The organism is Methylobacterium sp. AC315 (assembly GCF_979253755.1).
Genome location: NZ_CEEDEA010000026.1, coordinates 38,977 through 54,021, shown reverse-complemented (window position 1 = coordinate 54,021; position 15,045 = coordinate 38,977). Strand labels below are relative to the sequence as shown.

The window sequence follows — 15,045 nt, the reverse complement described above, 5'->3', positions numbered from 1 at the left end:
GTGCCGTGGGGGTCACGGGGGTGGGGGGAGCTGCCCTGCAGCCCCCCGGCGCGGTGGGTTCAGGAGCCGGTGAAACGCGGGGCGCGCTTGGCGTGGAACGCCTCGACGCCCTCACGGAAGTCGTCGGCCTGCCGCAGGCGGCTGTAGCAGTGTCCCTCGAGCTCGATGGCGATGGACAGGCTCGCGTCCTCGGTGTCGTTGAGGAGCTTCTTGGCAGTGCGCTGGGCGATGGGCGAGAAGGCGCGCAGCTCCTCCACGAGGGCGTCGGTGGCCTTCTCCAGGTCCGCGTCGGGCACGCATTCGGTGGCGATGCCCCAGTCGAGGGCCTGCCGGCCGGGGATGCGCTTCGAGCGCATCACGATGTCCTTCGTCCGCGTGATACCGACGATCTTCTGGAGCCGGGCCGAGCCGCCGGAACCGGGGATCTGGCCGAGCTTCTGTTCGGGAAGCGCGTAGCGGCAGGTCTCGGAGACGATGCGGAAGTCGCAGGCCAGCGAGATCTCGAAGCCGACCCCGAACGTGTAGCCACGGTTGGCGGCGATGACGGGCTTCGAGCAGCGGGCCGGCGCCGCCATGTTCCAGGCGAGCTTCGAGACGTGTTCGGGCGAGGCGTCGAGGAAGCCCTTGATGTAGCCCCCCGACGAGAAATGCTCGCCCTCCGCCCGCAGGACGATGACCCGCACGCGGGGATCCTCGTCCAGCGCCTCGAACACCTTCCGGATCTCGTCGCGCTGGGGCATCGCGATGACATTCATCGGCGGTCGCGCCAGGATCACGTCGGCACGCTCGCGCTCGGCGTCGATCTCGACGCGGAAGCCATCGAGGTTCGTCAGGCGCGGGTCGATGGTGGGGGTGTCACTCGTCATGGGGCAGGGCTCTCGCTGAAATTCGTTGGGGGGTGTCAGGCGGCCTCGTGGCCTTCGGCGCGGGGCTCGGCCTCGCCCTCGGGCACGTACTCGCCGGCCACGAGCTGACGGCGCAGCAGCTTGCCGACCGGCGATTTCGGGATCTCGTCCACGAAGACGTAGCGGCGCGGCAGCTTGTGACTCGGCAGGCCGCCCGCCCGGCAATGGGCGTCGAGCGCCGCTTCGTCGGTGCTGCCGCTCCGCTTGATGAAGGCCGCGACGATCCGGCCCCAGCGCTCGTCGGGCAGGCCCACGACGGCGACCTCTGACACGGCCGGATGCAGGGACAAACGACTCTCGATCTCGACGGGCGAGACATTCTCGCCCCCGGTGATGATCATGTCGTCGACCCGGCCAGTGACGTAGAGGTCGCCATCGGCGTCGGCGAAGCCGGTATCGCCGGTGAAGTACCAGCCGTCGCGAAAGGCCTTGGCGTCGGCCTCGGGGCGATGCCAGTAGCCCTCGAAGGCTTCGTCGCCCTTGGCTATGACGGCGATCTCGCCCTCCTCGCCCGGCGCGGCGGTTCGGCCTGGGTCGTCCCCCATGGGCACGACACGCACCATGGTGTTGAGGCCCGCCCGCCCGGCCGAGCCGGGTTTCACCGCCGCCTCGTGGTTGATCGTGAAGGTGTAGACCTCCGAAGAGCCGTAATGGTTGACGAACAGGTCCGGCCGGAACGCCTCGGTCAGGCGGGCGAGCAGGCCGTCCGTCATCGGCGCCCCGGCGAAGCCGAGCTTGCGCACGGAGGTCGTGTCGGTCGCCGGGAAATCCCGGTGGTGCACGAGGTCGTGATACAGGGTCGGCACGAGGTAGAGGTTGGTGATCCGCTCGGCCGCGATCAGCCGCAGCGCCCCGGCCACGTCGAAGCGCGGCAGGCAGACGAAGGTCCCGCCGATCAGCGACATGGCGAGGAGCGAGCGCACGCCCATCGTGTGGTAGAGCGGCATGACGCCGAGCGTCCGCTCGCCACGCCCGTAGAGGTTCTGCGCCACGTGGGCGAGTGCCGCCGCCCGCTCCGCCCGGTGCCGCCGAGGGACCCCCTTGGGCTTGGCGGTGGTGCCGGAGGTGTAGAGCATCAGCGAGATCGCTTCCGCGTCGACCCGGGGCGTCGCCGGGGGCCCTTCGGTGGCGGCGAGGTCGGCGAAGGCGGTCTCGCCGGGGCCGGGTGGCGTGCCGACGGCGATGCGCGGGATCCGCTGCGACGCCGCGCTATCCCGCAGGCTCCCGGCCGAGACCGGTTCGTAGGCGATGGCGCGGGCTTGCGCGTTCTCGATCGCGAAATCGATCTCCTCGGCCTTGGCCCGCCAGTTGATCGGCGTGATCACGATACCCGCGAACTGGCAGGCCCAGTGCAGGGTCGCCGCCTCGTGCCGGTTCTGAAGGACCGTGACGAGGTGGTCGCCGGGCTTCAGCCCGAGCCGGTCGAGCCCCGCGACCGTCGCGGAGATCACTGCGAACCACTCCGTGTAGGTCAGCCGGGTCTCCCCGTCGACGAGGGCAAGGGCGCGGGGATCGCGGGAGACGCTCGCAAGGAAGCTGGTGCCGAGATCAAGCATGGGCGGCCTCCGGGGATGACGGGTCCGGGATGTCGCCCCTGAGTTCCGCAGCCGCCTCCAGGGCGGCCTCGATGATCGGCGCGTAGCCGGTGCAGCGGCAGAGATGGCCGCCGATCACTTCCGTGATCTCCCGGCGCGACGGGTTCGGCCGAAGCACGAGATAGGCATCGAGCGACATCAGGATGCCGGCGGTGCAGAAGCCGCACTGCAGGGCGTGCCGCCGCCGGAAGGCCGCCTGCAGCACTCCGAGCCGGCCGGGCTCCGGAGCCAGACCCTCGACGGTCCGCACGGCGCAGCCCTCGACCCCCACGGCCAGCGTCAGGCAGGCCCGGGCGGGCACCCCGTCGATGGACACCGTGCAGGCGCCGCAGACGCCGTGCTCGCAGCCGACATGCGTGCCCGTGGCCCCGAGCCCGTGGCGCAGGGCGTCGGTCAGCAGGGTGCGGGTCTCGACCTCGACCGTGGTCTCGCGCCCGTTGAGGGTGAAGGCCACCGTGTGACGCCCCTTCGCGTCTAGCTGTGGCATGGCACGGCCTCCTGATGGGTGTCGCCTCTTGCGGCCCTGGCCGCTTCCTCCAGCACCCGGCGGCCGAGACTCCGCACGAGGTCGCGGCGGTAGCGGGCGGTGCCGTGGAGATCGTCCCCCGCGCCGAGGTCCCAGGCGAAGGCGTTGAGGGCATCGTCGAGCGCCGACCCGTCGAGGTGGGGGAAGTCGCGGGCGGTGGGCCGGTCGGCGACGCCGCCGACGGCGAGCCGCATCCGGGTGCCGTCCACGACCGCCGCGCAGGCGACGATGGCGTAGTCGCCGTGCCGACGCCCCACCTCAGCGAAGGCGGTGCCGGCGCCCTCCCGGCGGAGGGGATAGGCGATGGCCTCGATCATCTCATCGTCGGTCCGGTCGGTGACCATCATGCCGGTAAAGAAGTCCTCGGCCGCCACGCGCCGGACTTTCCGGCGGCTGCGCAGGTGAATCTCGCCCTGCAGCGCCACGAGGCAGAGGGGGATTTCCGCGCTCGGGTCGGCATGGGCGACGGAGCCGCACAGCGTCCCCCGTGCCCGGGTCTGGATGTGCCCGACCCACGGCAGGGCGGTGGCCAGCAGCGGCAGGTCCCGGGCGAGCCCCGGCCGGTCGAGCAGGATCGCCTGCCGCACGCCTGCCGGGATGACGAGAGCCCCCTTGTCGAGACGGGGCTCTTTGAGAGCGGGAATGCGCATCACGTCGACGAGCACGGCGGGCTTCGTCAGCCGCATGTTGAGCATCGGCATCAGGGACTGGCCGCCCGCGATGATCCGGGCCTCGGGGCCGTGCTGGCGCAGGGCTTCCAAGGCGTCGTCCAGGGACGTCGCGCGCAGATAGGCGAAGGGCGCGGGCTTCATGCGGACACTCCCAGGCGCGCGAGGAGCCGTCGCAGGGCGGCCGGGAGGCGGAGCCTGCTCTCGCCGGACCCGCCGGCTCGCCGAGCCAGGGCCGTGAAGAATCCGCCGATGATCACCCGCGCGGCCCCGTCGAGGAGGCGCCCGCCTACCGCCGCGACCTTGCCGCCCACCGCCGCCTCGTAGACGTAGGCGATCCGCGTCCCCCCGGCGCCGTCGGGCTCCAGGGTCAGGCGACCGGTGCCGCCGCCGCTGCCGAGGCCACCCGTCACCGTGCCGGTGAGCGTTACCGCCCGGGGCTCATCGAGATCGCTGAGGGTGACCTCGGCCTTGTAGCGGCCCTTCACCGGGCCGACGCCGAGGGTGACGTCGGCCTGGAACCGTGTGCCGGAGAGCTTCCGCACCCCGTGCGAACCGGGGATGACGGAGGCGAGCACGTCCGGGTCGAGGAGCATCGCCCAGACCGTCTCCGGCGGAGCCGTGACGGCGGCCGAGCCCTCCCCACGCAGGGTGCGGTCGCCCGCCTTCGTGGCGGGCTTCGGGGCAGAGTGGCCGGCGGGGGGCGCTCGTTCCTCCCCGCCCGCCGCGAGGGCAGCGAGCTTGGCGGGTGTCAGGGGCAAGTCGATGGCCTCAAGCCCGAGGGCGTCGGCCACCGCGTTGGCGAGGCAGACCGGGGTCGACATGCAGTTGCCCTCGCCGACTCCCTTGGCGCCGAGCGGCGTGAAGGGCGACGGGCTCTCGACGTGCAGGATGCGTAGATCCGGCACCTCGGTCGCGGTGGGCAGCAGGTAATCGGCGAAGGTTCCGGACAGGAAGGCGCCATCGTCGCCGTAGGAGAGTTCCTCGAAGACCGCCGCGCCGAGCGCCTGCGCGAAGCCGCCGCGCACCTGCCCCTCGACCATACCCGGGTGCAGGATGCGCCCGCAATCGTGCATCGAGACGTAGCGATCGATGATGATCTTGCCGGTGACCCGGTCGATCTCCAGGCCGCAGATGTCGAAGATGAAGCCGTGGCAGAGGGAGGAGTTGATGTGGTCCTCGGCGTCCGGCGCCGTCAGTTCCGGGGGTGTCCAGAACACCGTCTCGCGGATCACCGCGCCGAGATCCTCGGGCACGAGGCCCGGCGACCAGTGGCTCGCGGCGGCCACCCGCGCGAAGGGCAGGCCCGCATCCGGGTTCAATCGCGAGGCGATGCGACCGCCCGCGAAGTGCAAGTCCTCGGGACGCAGGTTCAGCTGCGCCGCCGCGATCCGCGCGAGCCTGTCGCGCAGGCGGGTGGCGGCGAGGTGCGCGACCCCCGCCACGGCGGCGGCGAAGCGGCTCGCGTAGTTGCCCGAGGCGATGGACCACGCATCCTTGGCGGTATCGAGGTCGGCCGTGACGCGGACCTGCTCCATCGGGAGGCCGAGCACGTCGGCCACCACCTGGGCGAGCACCGTCCGGTGCCCCTGGCCCTGCGGCACCGAGGCGACCTGCACCGTCACCGAGCCGACGGGATCGAGGGTGATGGTGGCGGTCGATTGCGCGCCGTTCTTGGGCCCGGCCTTGGCGCGTTCCTCCGCCGTCAGCACGGTGGTGATGTAGCCCATGTTGGAGACGCTGGGCTCGACCGCCGCCGTGAGGCCGATCCCATAGAGGCGGCCCTCGGCGCGGGCGGTGTCCCGCCGCCGCTTCAGCTCATCGAGCCTGCCGTCCCGGGCGGCTTCGTCGAGGGCGCGCTGGTAGTCGCCGGAATCGTAGAGGGCGCCGGTCGCGGTGCGATAGGGGAAGGCGTCGGCCGGAATCAGATTCCGGCGGATCACCGCGAAGGGATCGAGGCCCAGCGTCAGCGCGATGCGCTGCATCAGCCGTTCGAGCGGATAGTACACCTGCGGCCCGCCGAAGCCCCGCACGAGGCCGGTCGGCGTCTTGTTGGTCAGCACCACCCGGTTGCGCACGGCGACGTTGCGGATGGCGTAGGCGCCGGTGAGGTTGCCGTGCATCCGGTAGAGCGTGGCGGGTTCGGGCGCCCGCAGGTAGGCGCCGCAATCCTCGACCTGATCCCAGTCGAGCGCGGTGACGCGCCCATCCGCGTCGAAGGCGGCCCGGAGGGTCGTGACCCGGTTCGTGGCGGAGACGGAGGCCGAGAGGTGCTCCAGCCGGTCCTCGATCCACTTCACCGGCTGGCCCACGAGGCGCGCCGTGGCGGCGATCAGCACGGCGTAGGGCGCGACGCCCTGCTTCACTCCGAAGCTGCCGCCGGAATCGGGGGGCGTGCGCAGGCGCAGGCGGTTGCCCGGCACCTTCAGCGCCCGGGCCACCACCGCGTGGATGCTGAACGGCCCCTGGAAGTTCGCCAGCACGTCGTAGGAATCGTCGGTGGGATCGTAGGAGGCGACGACGCCGTAGGTCTCCATCGGCGAGCCGGTGTTGCGCGGGTAGCGCACGGTCACGGACAGGCTGTGCGGACTGTCGGCGAAGGCCGCCTCGGGGTCGCCGTAGCGGAAGCGGCGGTCGCTGACGCAATTGGCGCCGACGCCCTCGTGCAGGATCTCGCTGTCGGGGGCGAGGGCCGACAGCGGGTCGACCACCGCCGGGCGCACCCGGTACTGCACCTCGATCAGGTCGCAGCCGTCCTCCGCGAGGTAGCGGTCGCGGGCGACGACGATGGCGACGGGCTCACCGACATAACGCACCCGGTCCACCGCGATGGCGCGGGCATCGACGGCCGCCCGCAAGGCCGGGACGAGGCCGGTCGTGACGGCGTCGAGGTCCCGGCCCGTGACCACGGCGGTGACGCCGGGCAGCGCCTTGGCTGCCTGGACGTCGATGCCAAGGATGTCCGCATGGGCGTGGGGCGAGCGCAGGATCGCCGCGTGCAGCGTGCCGGGCCGCGTGCCGAGGTCGTCGATGTAGCGGCCGAGCCCGGAGAGCAGGGCGGCGTCCTCGACGCGCTCCACGGACCGTCCGACATAGCTCGATGACACGATGCCCAAGCCGTTTCCTCCGCCGGACCTCTCGATGGGGTCCGTATCTCGGGGAGAATGGCGGCTCCGTGTGGGTGCGGCGATGCCGAGGCGTCTCGCGACTTACCGAAACGTCTCATTCTTTGATGACGGCGCCGTCAGGCAGCGGGCTGCCCGCCCCGCCGGACGATGCCGCGGAAGATGCTCGGGGGTACGCTGACGTGGTCCCGGAAGAAGCGCGAGAAATGTGCGGGCGCGGCGAAGCCGAGGCGCATGCCGATCGCGGTGATGGGCTCCTCGCTGCTCACGATGGCCTCGACGGCCTGCTCGATCCGGATCGCGTTCAGGAAGACATGCGGCGGGGCCCCGGTGGATTGCTCGAACAGGCGGTAGAACTGGGCGCGGGAGAGGCCCGCCTCGCGTGCCAGCGCCTCGGTGCCCAGCATGGCGCCGGGCTCTGCCCGCACCCGTGCGATGGTGCGTCGGATGCGCCAGTCGCCAGCGTTGCGCCGCGCGGCGGCGCGGAGGGAGAGGGGCTCCTCGCGCCAAGCCGTGAACCGCTCGATCACGGCGACCATCAGGTTCGACAGCAACTCGTCCTGGATGTGAGAGGAAAGCGGCGCGTAGACCATCTCGGCGGCGAGGTCGTGGGCGAGCCGGCGAATCGTTGGTGTGACGGCGCCCGACGGTTGTCCGAAGAAACCGGGCGCCCCGCTCGCAGCCCAATTCCGACGGAACGCGCCGAGCCAGTCGGGCTCGATGTACAGAGCCAGGATCATCGCCTTGGCCCGTTGGGGATCGTGCAGGTAGGCGTGGGTCTCCCAGGCGTTGATCAGGACGGCCTGATCGTCGGTGAGCGCGACAACCTGATCGCCGACGAGGAACTGCGTGTCGTCTCCCTCGACCTTCAGGAGCACGTGGCAATGCGGGTGCGCGTGGCGGACGAGGCTGCGGTCCATGTCGAGGAGCGCGACGCGGCCGAAGGCGCCATGGGCGATCTCAAGAGCCTCGGACATCTGCACTATTTAGCATGGTCCGCGGGTGGCAGCTAGATCGCCGCCGGGACGCCTGTCCCGTCAGGGCGTGGCAACCGGTTCGTTCCGGAGCGTGGTCCTCTTCCGGAGTTCGGCGGTACTCATCACCGCCAGGGGAATGACGAGGGCCACATAGGCGTTGTCGATTCCCCCAGGATCGCCGGCAAGGAACCAGCCGATCGTCAGGACGAGGGAAACCAGGATGCTGACGACGGCGGCCCGCGGGGTGCCGAAGCGCGGAGCGTAGAAGGCAAAGACGACCAGGACCGCCAGCGTCGCCCGCAGGGATTTTGCGAGGAAGGTCACCTTCAGGATATCCGGCGCGAAGATCGCCAGGGGAATCGGGATCAGGCCCACGAGCACCGTCATGCTGCGGACGAACCGCAGGGACGACGTCCCATCCTCGCCCCGACGGCGGGGATGATAGAAATCCTTGAACAGCAGGGTGGCGGCGCCGATGCTGAGGGCCGAGATCGTGCCGAACAGCGACCCCGCCAGTCCCGCCACCACGATGGCGGCCAGTAGATCGTCCATCCGGGCGATCAGGCCCGGCAAAGCCTGGATCGCGGGGATTCCAGGCAGCAGCGCCGCCGCGCAGACACCGACCAGGGCGGCGCCGATGCCGAACGGCACGAGCAGGAAGGCACAATAAAAGCTGGCCTGCCGCGCCGTGCGCCCGTCCTGCACGGTATTGATGGCCTGGATCACGTATTGCGTCGAGAAGACCGCGCCGATGCCGGCGACCATCCACGCGAAGATCTGCGACCAGCCGACCGTATCGACCGCGAACATCGCTTCGGGCACGCGGGTCCGCAGGTTCGCGAGGCCGCCGACCTGAGACAATCCGAAGGCGACGGCCGCGAGGATGCCAAGATACTTCACGACGGCATGGAGGACGTTCGTGTAGATGACCGAGCGCATCCCCCCGACACTGACATAGAGCGTCGCGACGATACCCGTGATGACGATGGCACTGGTCCGATCGACGTTGAGGAGACCTGCCAAGATCGTACCGCCGCCCGCATAGGTCGAGACTGCGACGATCTGAAGAGCGAAGATCATAATGATTGAGGTCGCGAGCTTGGTCGGGCGACCGTAGGCCTTATTCAACGCCCCGGAGATCGTATTCTCGCCGAGTTCCTTGAAGCGGGGCGCGAGCAGGATGGCGTAAAGAACGAATCCGACGGCGAGGGCGAGGACGTTCCAGGCTGCCGACACCCCGACTCTGTAGGCCGTCTGTGTGGTACCGACGCTCGTGGCAGTCCCGATGAATTCCGACATCAGCAGAAAGCCGATCAGGAACGCCGGATAGCGCGTGCCGCCGGAGGTAAAGCTTCCAGCGCTCCTCGCATGGCGTCGCACAGAGAAACTGATCAGCCCCATCGCCGCCATGTAGGCCAGGGTCAGGGAGAGAACGATCCAGTTTGGCTGCATGGGTGCGGCCTAACGGCGACGCCGTAGCGCCTGGGCGCCAAGGGACCCCAGCTCGTTTCCTCCGAAATCATTCGAGGCCGCAGCTTTCCTCGCACGAACGAGAAGCAACGGCCATTGCGGGGAAAATTAGATTTTGAGAAGGAAGCGGACAAATATTCTGATTTGATCGGCGCCATCAGATTATCTGATTCAGCACGATGATTAATATAAATTGCACACTTAGCAGGGTGCGGCAGGTCAATAAACTTCTTTATATTGACTTGGATTTACATTAGATCGGTTTTACAGAAATAATAGACGCTATAGGTCGTTGTGTACTCGACTGCCTGCAAAATTTGACGATGAAATGGGTCGGCATGTTAGCAGAGCGCATTTGTATCGACGTTGCGTGGGATAGCCATTGAGTCGCTGGCTAGCCGAGAAAGCTGACATACTCCTCGCGACCCATGTCTGCCATCTCGGGCGGAGTTGGCGCATCCCGATAGCGGTCTTTCGCGGCAGTTGAGCAAACTCAGCTTAGCTTGGGGCACGAAGGGGCGTAGGCCGTTGGTGACGGCGCGAGGGCAAGGCTGACCTCAAGATGGTGTCGTCAAAGGTCCACCAGGGGATTGTGCGCATCGGAGCGATATTCGTGAAGGCACCTGCGAAGCCTCCCTACGGCGATGCACTGTCGGATACATCGACAACCAGGCCATCGCTCAGCTACCGATAGAACGTCTGCTTTTAGGTTGCTACCCGGTTCGGCCGAGTGGCAGCAATGGGCGCAAAGCGGAACGACCGCTTTTGCGCCCATCGGCGATCCGGCATGGCGTAGGCTGGCCGAAAGCTGCCCGTCCGATTTCTGACAAACCGTGGCTCGAAGCAGACATGCACGCCTGACCGAGCGTTTTACCGGCGTTTGAAACTCCGAAATATTTTTCCGACAAAATGTGAGGCGATCTATTCGGGCTCCTGACGGTTAGGGCGACTCGTCAGGAAAATGGTCGGATTGCCGACACCGCTAAGTTATGCGCTCTGCGCAGGCGCAGCCTCCGCGAGGCGTGCCAGGCATGGATGCCGACGATGGGAAAGCGAGCCACGTCGTCAGGGATCAGCGGGATCCACAATGCTGTTGGGAGGAGCCCGGCGGTGTGGCGGACGGCGTTCGCGTGATCCAGGTCGGCTGGGACGCGGTTTCACAGATTGGGGTGGTGACGCTGCTCTGTCACGCGGTCAATTCGGGGTCAGGGGCGACGGCGGGCGCGGGCCAGGATCTCACGAGAGTGCTGCAGCGTCTCATGCGCCGTGCCGATCGCGTCCGCGATCTCGCCCGACAGCCGGCGAGCACGGGCGTTCTGGTTTGGCCGAACGTGCCGCCGCGGATCGCGCAGCCGCTCGCCGAAAGGCACCTCCATCAGCGTCTCGCCGGCGGCATTGGCGATGACGAAGCTGTATGGCATCGGGCTCATGCCCTTGTGCACGAGTTCGGCGGCCATGTCGGGGATCGAAGCACAGGCTTGGAGATAGGCGGTCTCCAGGTCGGGCATCATGAGCCCATCCTCGTCGGGATCGAGGCCGTCGGGCGTGCGCAGGTGGAAGAAGAACAAGGGCACGCAAACCTCGCGACAGCCACGCAGCGCAAGCGGCTATCATTAACCGTAACACACGTTGGGACCAACAATTCTCACATGCGTTAGGTCAACAAATACCGCATCCCTTGGTGCAATTCAGTTCGTGGTGCGGAGGATCCCTATGATGAACCCCCTCATCGCCAAGATGGAGCAGTTCGCACGCCTCTCGGACGAGGACCGACGGGTGCTAGTGATGCTGATGAGCGAGCCCGGGCGCAGCTACAGACCAGGCACGGACATCGCATCCGAAGGTGACGCCCCGCAGGCCGTCCGCCTTAACCTCTCGGGCTGGGCTTGCCGCTACAAGCTGCTGCCGGACGGGCGCCGTCAGGTGTTGGCGCTGTTACTGCCCGGTGACCTGTACGACCATAACATGTTCGTGCTGTCCGAGATGGACCACTCGATCAGCGCGCTCAGTGCCGTGACCCTGGTCGAGATCCCACTGGCAAGCTTCGAGGTGACGATGGCCGCTCATCCGCGCGTGACGCGGGCGCTATCGTGGGAGACGCTGGTGAACACGGCGGTGCAGCGCGAGTGGATGCTGAACCTCGGGCGACGCGACGCGACCGAGCGCCTGGCCCACCTGTTCTGCGAGGTGTTCTACCGTTTGCGCGCGACCGGGTTGGTGCAGGGCGACAGCTGCGAGATGCCGATGACTCAAACCGATCTGGCCGATGTGATCGGCATGACGCCGGTGCACGTCAACCGAGTGCTGCAGACGCTGCGCAGGCAGAAGCTGGTCGAGCTGAGGGGACGCCGCCTGATCATTCCAGATCTGCCTGCTTTGGAGCGGGTGGCGCTGTTCAACCCGAATTACCTGCACCTTAACCATGTCGGTGCGCGGTTCGACGCCTGAGGACGAGCATCGAGGTGTCGGCGCAAATCGCGCAACGGCGACGAACTGAACCGGCCTGAGCGTGCCCTTGCTATAGGCGCTATGGAACGGCTTCAGGATGGCGTTCAGCAACATTGGCATCACGTTACCGCGCAACACGACCTTTCAGCCTAAAGGCCCATTGGCTCCTGTCAGGACTGGCTTTACAGGCGGGGACCAAGCGGAAGCGAGCCATGACCTCTCGACCAGCCTCACCCCATCCAGGGCACGTCCTGCGCGATCGTGTTTTGCCATGCCTGGGCCTCTCAGTGAGCGACACAGCCCGCATGCTGCGTATCTCGCGACAGACGCTGCACACCATCCTGGCAGGCACGGCTTCAGTCACGCCTGAGATGGCCCTTAGGCTGGCTCGCCTGTCCGATACGCAACCGGAGTTCTGGCTCCTCCTGCAGCAGCATCACGATCTCTGGCGCATCGAAGGGGGCATGAGCGATGTCCTGCGGGACATTCCCATCCACCCTCTACCTGACGCACTGCGCGCAGAGATCGGCTGCCATGGCCAAGCATACTGAAGTTCGACCGAGAGCAGCGCTCGGCGTCTACGGCCTCGACGATATCCTCGGCGGCGGCTTTGCCCGTGACCGGCTCTACCTGCTGGAGGGGAGCCCCGGGACCGGCAAGACCACCATCGCGCTGCAGTTCCTGCTGGAGGGCGCACGCGCTGGCGAGAAGGGGCTCTACATCACCTTGTCGGAGACCGAGGAGGAGTTGCGCGATGGCGCGGCATCCCACGGCTGGAGCCTGAACGATCACATCAAGGTGTTCGAACTCGCTCCGCCCGAGAGCCTACTCGATGTCGAGCACCAGCAAAGCCTCCTGTATTCCTCGGACCTCGAACTTGGAGAGAGCACCAAGGCGATCTTTGAGGCGATCGAGACCGAGGCACCGGCACGTGTCGTGCTCGACAGTCTGTCCGAGATCCGGCTCCTGGCCGGCAGCTCGTTGCGCTATCGCCGGCAGATCCTGGCCCTCAAGCACTACTTCGCCCGGCATGGCACCACGGTGCTGATGCTTGATGACCTTACCGCCGATAGCCTCGACAAGACCGTGCACAGCATCGCGCACGGCGTGATCCGGCTGGAGGAACAAGCGCCAGAATATGGCGCCGAGCGGCGCCGGCTCCGGGTGGTGAAGTATCGCGGTCAGCGCTTCAGGGGCGGGTACCATGATTTCTCGATCAAGCCCGGTGGTGTGACCGTCTACCCGCGCCTGGTCGCCCTGGAGCACAAATCTACGTTCGCCCGCACGCCGATGACGAGCGGCATCGCCGAACTCGATGCTCTCGTCGGCGGCGGCATCGCGCAGGGATCGAGTACGCTAATCCTCGGGCCCGCTGGAACCGGCAAATCGCTTTTGGCCATCCAGTTTGCTCTTGCGGCGATCGCCAGGGGAGAACGTGCAGCCCTGTTCGTCTTCGACGAGGAGATCGGCCTGCTGTTTCAGCGCCTGCAAGCCATGGACATCGACCTCGAAGCCTTGCAGGACGCGGGCGAGTTGTTCGTTGAACAGGTCGATGCCGCGGAGCTGTCGCCTGGTGAGTTCAGCCACCGAGTTCGGGTCTGCATCGATAAGCATGATGTGAAGACCGTCGTGATCGACAGCATCAATGGCTATCAAGCCTCGATGCCGGAGGAAAATGCCCTCATCCTGCACGTTCACGAACTGCTGCAGTACCTTAACAGGCAGGGCGCCTCGACCTACCTCACGGTGGCTCAGCACGGGCTCGTGGGCGATATGAGGTCGCCGGTGGATGTGACCTACCTCGCCGACACCGTCATTCTCCTACGCTACTTCGAGGCGATGGGTCGTGTTCGCAGGGCGATCTCGGTCATCAAGAAGCGGACCGGCTTCCACGAGGACACAATCCGTGAGTACCGGATCACCCCGCGCGGCCTAACCATCGGGCCACCGCTGGAAGGCTTCCAGGGTGTGTTGCGCGGCGTCCCGGCCCTTGTCGGGCATGACGAGGCTCGGCCGGGTGCCGAGCAGGACTGATGCAAACCAACCCTGCAAGCTCGGAGCGGACGCTGATCCTGGCTCCGTTCGGGCGCGATGCTGCCGTTGCAGGCGCGCTCCTCACTGAAGCCGGCCTTGGCTACAAAATATGTCGCGACCTCGGCGATCTGCTCTCTGGAATGGGGGAAGGCGCCGGCTTGGTTCTTCTGACCGAGGAGGCAATCCGAACGGCGGATCTTAATCCGGTTAGCCGATGGGTGGGTACCCAGGCGCCTTGGTCCGATCTGCCTTTTATCGTCCTCACCTCACGGGGCGGCGGGTTGGAGCGCAACCCAGCGGCTGGGCGGGTTTCGGAGGTGCTCGGCAACGTTACCTTTCTGGAACGCCCCTTCCACCCGACCACACTGATCAGTCTGGTACGCACGGCCCTTCGAGGACGTCGCCGCCAGTATGAAGCTCGTGCTCGCCTCGTCGAACTCCATGCGGGCGAGAAACGACTGCGCGGAGCTCTTGCGGCGGAGAAGCGGGGCGCCGATCACCAGCGCCTGCTCATCGACGAGTTGAACCACCGGGTGAAGAACACCCTTGCGACGGTGCAGTCGATCGCAACCCAGACCCTGCGCAACGCATCGACTACGGAGGAAGCTCGGGAAGCCCTGGAGACCCGGCTCTTGGCCCTCTCGCGTGCCCACAATGTCCTGACGCGAGAGAACTGGGAAGGTGCAAACCTCTCGGACATCGTTGCCCAGGCGATTGCTCCCTATGATCCGCAAGACGGCGGCCGTTTCCAGATCGGGGGGCCCGACGTGCGGCTTCTCCCGCGGACGGCTTTGGCACTTGCGATGGCGTTCCAGGAACTTGCCACCAACGCGGTGAAGTACGGCGCTTTGTCGACCCCAGGCGGACACGTTGAAATCGCTTGGACGATGCGTGAAAGTCCTTCGGCACCTTGGCTGAATTTACGCTGGAGCGAGAGGGGCGGCCCAACGGTTAAGATGCCAAGACGACGAGGATTTGGATCACGCCTTATCGAGCGTAACCTCGCGCGCGACCTCGACGGGAAGGTCGAGATCTCTTTTGTGCCGGGAGGAGTGACATGTACGTTGGATGCACCCCTGAGCTAATTTTCAGGCGACTGAAGGGGCCTAACGCTTGCCTCGTACAGACGCTCCGCTTCTCTCCGAACCTCGTCGTAGGAGCGGAGTGGATCATCCGCGACAGTAAGCCTTCGTTGCATCCAGTGTTGCCCGATGGCTACGCTCGCGTTGCAACCCTGCACCTCACGCACGAGAACGCCGCGTAATCCGTGCCGGCATGCAATAAATGCTGCCCCGAC

The 15,045-nt window shown here is 67.0% G+C and carries 12 protein-coding genes; 4 read left to right on the top strand and 8 right to left on the bottom strand.

Features of this window, described 5'->3' with window-relative positions; translation table 11 throughout:
• Window positions 1–59 precede the first annotated feature (59 nt).
• The 8 genes from AC0IY0_RS25550 to AC0IY0_RS25515 form a co-directional block, all read right to left on the bottom strand.
• Window positions 60–866, bottom strand: a complete 807-nt coding sequence (locus AC0IY0_RS25550) for an enoyl-CoA hydratase/isomerase family protein (RefSeq protein WP_029357553.1) — start codon at window positions 864–866, stop codon at window positions 60–62.
• A gap of 35 nt (window positions 867–901) precedes the next feature.
• Window positions 902–2,461 (bottom strand): AMP-binding protein, encoded by a 1,560-nt coding sequence (locus tag AC0IY0_RS25545; RefSeq protein ID WP_471766088.1) that lies wholly within the window; start codon window positions 2,459–2,461, stop codon window positions 902–904.
• Window positions 2,454–2,987 carry a (2Fe-2S)-binding protein gene (locus AC0IY0_RS25540; protein ID WP_471766087.1) on the bottom strand — a complete coding sequence of 178 codons (534 nt, stop codon included), beginning with the start codon at window positions 2,985–2,987 and terminating at the stop codon, window positions 2,454–2,456. The genes AC0IY0_RS25545 and AC0IY0_RS25540 overlap by 8 nt, the downstream gene beginning before the upstream one ends.
• Complete coding sequence (locus AC0IY0_RS25535) at window positions 2,975–3,838, bottom strand: FAD binding domain-containing protein (RefSeq protein WP_471766086.1); 864 nt, start codon at window positions 3,836–3,838, stop codon at window positions 2,975–2,977. The genes AC0IY0_RS25540 and AC0IY0_RS25535 overlap by 13 nt, the downstream gene beginning before the upstream one ends.
• On the bottom strand, window positions 3,835–6,810 hold the full coding sequence (locus tag AC0IY0_RS25530; protein WP_471766085.1) for a xanthine dehydrogenase family protein molybdopterin-binding subunit: 2,976 nt from the start codon (window positions 6,808–6,810) through the stop codon (window positions 3,835–3,837). The genes AC0IY0_RS25535 and AC0IY0_RS25530 overlap by 4 nt, the downstream gene beginning before the upstream one ends.
• 128 nt (window positions 6,811–6,938) lie before the next feature.
• Window positions 6,939–7,796 carry a helix-turn-helix transcriptional regulator gene (locus AC0IY0_RS25525; protein WP_029357547.1) on the bottom strand — a complete coding sequence of 286 codons (858 nt, stop codon included), beginning with the start codon at window positions 7,794–7,796 and terminating at the stop codon, window positions 6,939–6,941.
• A 60-nt stretch (window positions 7,797–7,856) separates the two neighbouring features.
• The gene (locus tag AC0IY0_RS25520; protein ID WP_471766084.1) at window positions 7,857–9,248 is read right to left on the bottom strand and encodes a sodium:solute symporter family protein; all 1,392 of its coding nucleotides are present in this window, start codon (window positions 9,246–9,248) and stop codon (window positions 7,857–7,859) included.
• Between the two features lie 1,223 nt (window positions 9,249–10,471).
• Window positions 10,472–10,840, bottom strand: coding sequence for a DUF6894 family protein (locus tag AC0IY0_RS25515; RefSeq protein ID WP_471766083.1), 369 nt, complete (start codon window positions 10,838–10,840; stop codon window positions 10,472–10,474).
• A 139-nt stretch (window positions 10,841–10,979) separates the two neighbouring features.
• On the opposite strand from AC0IY0_RS25515, the gene AC0IY0_RS25510 reads away from it, so the two are divergent.
• From AC0IY0_RS25510 to AC0IY0_RS25495, 4 genes are all read left to right on the top strand, one after another.
• Window positions 10,980–11,714 carry a Crp/Fnr family transcriptional regulator gene (locus tag AC0IY0_RS25510; RefSeq protein ID WP_471766082.1) on the top strand — a complete coding sequence of 245 codons (735 nt, stop codon included), beginning with the start codon at window positions 10,980–10,982 and terminating at the stop codon, window positions 11,712–11,714.
• A gap of 212 nt (window positions 11,715–11,926) precedes the next feature.
• Window positions 11,927–12,265, top strand: a complete 339-nt coding sequence (locus AC0IY0_RS25505; RefSeq protein WP_471766081.1) for a HigA family addiction module antitoxin — start codon at window positions 11,927–11,929, stop codon at window positions 12,263–12,265.
• On the top strand, window positions 12,249–13,748 hold the full coding sequence (locus tag AC0IY0_RS25500; RefSeq protein ID WP_471766080.1) for an ATPase domain-containing protein: 1,500 nt from the start codon (window positions 12,249–12,251) through the stop codon (window positions 13,746–13,748). The genes AC0IY0_RS25505 and AC0IY0_RS25500 overlap by 17 nt, the downstream gene beginning before the upstream one ends.
• Window positions 13,748–14,833: a sensor histidine kinase gene (locus AC0IY0_RS25495; RefSeq protein WP_471766079.1), complete on the top strand. Its 1,086-nt coding sequence runs from the start codon at window positions 13,748–13,750 to the stop codon at window positions 14,831–14,833. The genes AC0IY0_RS25500 and AC0IY0_RS25495 overlap by 1 nt, the downstream gene beginning before the upstream one ends.
• The last annotated feature ends 212 nt before the right edge of the window (window positions 14,834–15,045 follow it).

What these genes read in the sequence shown, in the direction of transcription:
- AC0IY0_RS25510 (WP_471766082.1), top strand. Translation starts at nt 10,980, where the DNA reads ATGATGAACCCCCTCATCGCCAAGATGGAGCAGTTCGCACGCCTCTCG.
- AC0IY0_RS25525 (WP_029357547.1), bottom strand. Translation starts at nt 7,796, where the DNA reads ATGTCCGAGGCTCTTGAGATCGCCCATGGCGCCTTCGGCCGCGTCGCG.
- AC0IY0_RS25495 (WP_471766079.1), top strand. Translation starts at nt 13,748, where the DNA reads ATGCAAACCAACCCTGCAAGCTCGGAGCGGACGCTGATCCTGGCTCCG.
- AC0IY0_RS25500 (WP_471766080.1), top strand. Translation starts at nt 12,249, where the DNA reads ATGGCCAAGCATACTGAAGTTCGACCGAGAGCAGCGCTCGGCGTCTAC.
- AC0IY0_RS25520 (WP_471766084.1), bottom strand. Translation starts at nt 9,248, where the DNA reads ATGCAGCCAAACTGGATCGTTCTCTCCCTGACCCTGGCCTACATGGCG.
- AC0IY0_RS25540 (WP_471766087.1), bottom strand. Translation starts at nt 2,987, where the DNA reads ATGCCACAGCTAGACGCGAAGGGGCGTCACACGGTGGCCTTCACCCTC.
- AC0IY0_RS25545 (WP_471766088.1), bottom strand. Translation starts at nt 2,461, where the DNA reads ATGCTTGATCTCGGCACCAGCTTCCTTGCGAGCGTCTCCCGCGATCCC.
- AC0IY0_RS25505 (WP_471766081.1), top strand. Translation starts at nt 11,927, where the DNA reads ATGACCTCTCGACCAGCCTCACCCCATCCAGGGCACGTCCTGCGCGAT.
- AC0IY0_RS25535 (WP_471766086.1), bottom strand. Translation starts at nt 3,838, where the DNA reads ATGAAGCCCGCGCCCTTCGCCTATCTGCGCGCGACGTCCCTGGACGAC.
- AC0IY0_RS25550 (WP_029357553.1), bottom strand. Translation starts at nt 866, where the DNA reads ATGACGAGTGACACCCCCACCATCGACCCGCGCCTGACGAACCTCGAT.